Here is a 1,713-nt window from a genome sequence, read left to right as displayed (position 1 = left end):
CTTGTTCAAATGATTTTCTACCAGACTCATATCTTTGTTTACTTTGTCTTAATTGTTTTAAGACTTTATATCTATTTATTTGTAAATCATTAACGACATATGTAACCCCATAACTGCCCATTCCAATTACTGATTCAATTTTATAACGTTCTGCAACAATTGTATTTTTTCGCAGTGGTCTATCAAATAAAGCTAGTACACGACGCCATTTCATCAGCTACTTGAAAAGAAGCTACGGCTTTTACGTTTTCTTTTATAATGTTGATGTCCATAACCAGATGAACGTCGTTTATAATCGCTACTTGAATAAGAGCGCCCTCTACGACGATAATCACTACTTGAATACGAACGATATTTTTTCTTTCCTAATAAAGAATCAATAATTTTTTTGAACATTCCTTCACCTCTTGAGTAAAATTTCCTTTTCATTATACCAATAATTATTGACTGTATTTGTGACAGGTTTGTAAAGAGTAAAAAACGACGAGTTATGCCCGTCGTTACTTTCATTCATCCTCTTCATCAAAAACTTCATCAATCATACATTTCTCTAATAAATACTCAAATGTAATATCTGCGAGATCTTCAATTTCTTCTCGTTTTGGGACGTACCCTCTTTCAATTAGTTGCTCATAAAAAAACTCCGCAATCTCTTCCGTATCAATCACGACTTCAATTTCCTTCATGAGCATCACTCCTTTATTTCTGTTTTATGAAAAAATCTCAAAATTATGTATATGAGATTAGAAAAATAGATTTTATTTTTTTATAGGTCATAAGCTTTGGACGAGATGCATACGATTGTAGTACAAGCTATTCAAAGGGGGAAATAATAATGGAAAATCAATATGAAGTAGGACAAACAAAAGAAGAGTTCATGCATGAAGATCAATGGGCAGACTCTCTTATAAAGTGGCTTTTTATTTTTTTAATAGTTGTAGGCATACCTTATACTGCATATGTTGTTGTTCAATTTATTCTCTCTTTCTAGTTAACTACTTTTTCTCTGTCAATTTAACTAAATAATTATGAACAACATCCATTACAATTTTATATTCTTCATCTTTAAATGTATCGAACAATAATTGATAATCGTTATAAATGTCAAGTAATCCATCAATGATTTCTTGACGATTCGTCTTAACACTCACTTTTTTCGAGTTGTTAATTGACTTTAACTTACCTAAATCTAATTTATTCATACCTGCTTTATCTTGTTTCATTTTCTTCAAAATTGCATTTGCCGTTTGAGCATTCGCAAGTAACGTTAAATCTGATTCATCCGCTTCTAACCATTCACCATCCGTAATCCGTGACAATTCATAAATTGTATCTTCCCATGCGTCATTCTTATATCTCCATACTTCTGTACGAAAACCAACAATACGGAAAACATCTTTATCATATCCAGTTACTTGCACAAGATCACCAAACGTGAAATTATAATTTAATTCAATCCACTCCGTATCGCCCTTTTTCATATCCTGCTCTGTAACGTGCTGCAATGTTTGCTCTACGTAAAATCCATCGTGATTATTGACTTCGTATACATAAACTCCATCTAAAACCTTCATATTTGTGATTTTCCCAACGGTTCCATATAGCGTAATCACGACTATGTCCCCTACGTTGTATTTAGGTTGTTTTTTTCTTGCCATCTCTATCTCTCCTTTTTTTGACGTCGTGATTTTGATATCAGTATATGCAACCTAC

General features: G+C 32.3%; 4 protein-coding genes and 1 pseudogene. 1 reads left to right on the top strand and 4 read right to left on the bottom strand.

The genetic code is table 11. The annotated features are described in order from the left end of the window. The 3 genes and pseudogenes from ACQGS6_RS27945 to ACQGS6_RS27935 all read right to left on the bottom strand — a co-directional run. Window positions 1-214: pseudogene (locus ACQGS6_RS27945) on the bottom strand (serine/threonine protein kinase); the annotation flags it as partial. Further along, window positions 214-396: a hypothetical protein gene (locus ACQGS6_RS27940; protein WP_000473371.1), complete on the bottom strand. Its 183-nt coding sequence runs from the start codon at window positions 394-396 to the stop codon at window positions 214-216. The gene ACQGS6_RS27940 and the pseudogene ACQGS6_RS27945, both read right to left, overlap by 1 nt. Window positions 397-506: 110 nt before the next feature. Continuing rightward, a complete protein-coding gene (locus tag ACQGS6_RS27935) occupies window positions 507-686 on the bottom strand; it encodes a YozD family protein (protein ID WP_000658451.1) in 180 nt (59 codons plus the stop codon). A 149-nt stretch (window positions 687-835) separates the two neighbouring features. Between ACQGS6_RS27935 and ACQGS6_RS27930 the strand changes: the two genes are divergently transcribed. After that, complete coding sequence (locus ACQGS6_RS27930) at window positions 836-991, top strand: DUF3930 family protein (RefSeq protein WP_000431486.1); 156 nt, start codon at window positions 836-838, stop codon at window positions 989-991. A 4-nt stretch (window positions 992-995) separates the two neighbouring features. On the opposite strand, the gene ACQGS6_RS27925 is transcribed toward ACQGS6_RS27930, so the two are convergent. Further along, window positions 996-1,658: a hypothetical protein gene (locus tag ACQGS6_RS27925; RefSeq protein ID WP_000101499.1), complete on the bottom strand. Its 663-nt coding sequence runs from the start codon at window positions 1,656-1,658 to the stop codon at window positions 996-998. Window positions 1,659-1,713 lie beyond the last annotated feature (55 nt).

This window comes from Bacillus sp. GMs2/2 (genome assembly GCF_050172095.1).
Taxonomy (GTDB): domain Bacteria; phylum Bacillota; class Bacilli; order Bacillales; family Bacillaceae_G; genus Bacillus_A; species Bacillus_A cereus.
Note: the sequence above shows the minus strand (reverse complement) of the source record. Positions and strands in the feature narration are given on the sequence as shown.

Bases quoted from the DNA above. Each gene is read 5' to 3' on its own strand.
- ACQGS6_RS27940 (WP_000473371.1), bottom strand. From the start codon at position 396: ATGTTCAAAAAAATTATTGATTCTTTATTAGGAAAGAAAAAATATCGT.
- ACQGS6_RS27935 (WP_000658451.1), bottom strand. From the start codon at position 686: ATGAAGGAAATTGAAGTCGTGATTGATACGGAAGAGATTGCGGAGTTT.
- ACQGS6_RS27930 (WP_000431486.1), top strand. From the start codon at position 836: ATGGAAAATCAATATGAAGTAGGACAAACAAAAGAAGAGTTCATGCAT.
- ACQGS6_RS27925 (WP_000101499.1), bottom strand. From the start codon at position 1,658: ATGGCAAGAAAAAAACAACCTAAATACAACGTAGGGGACATAGTCGTG.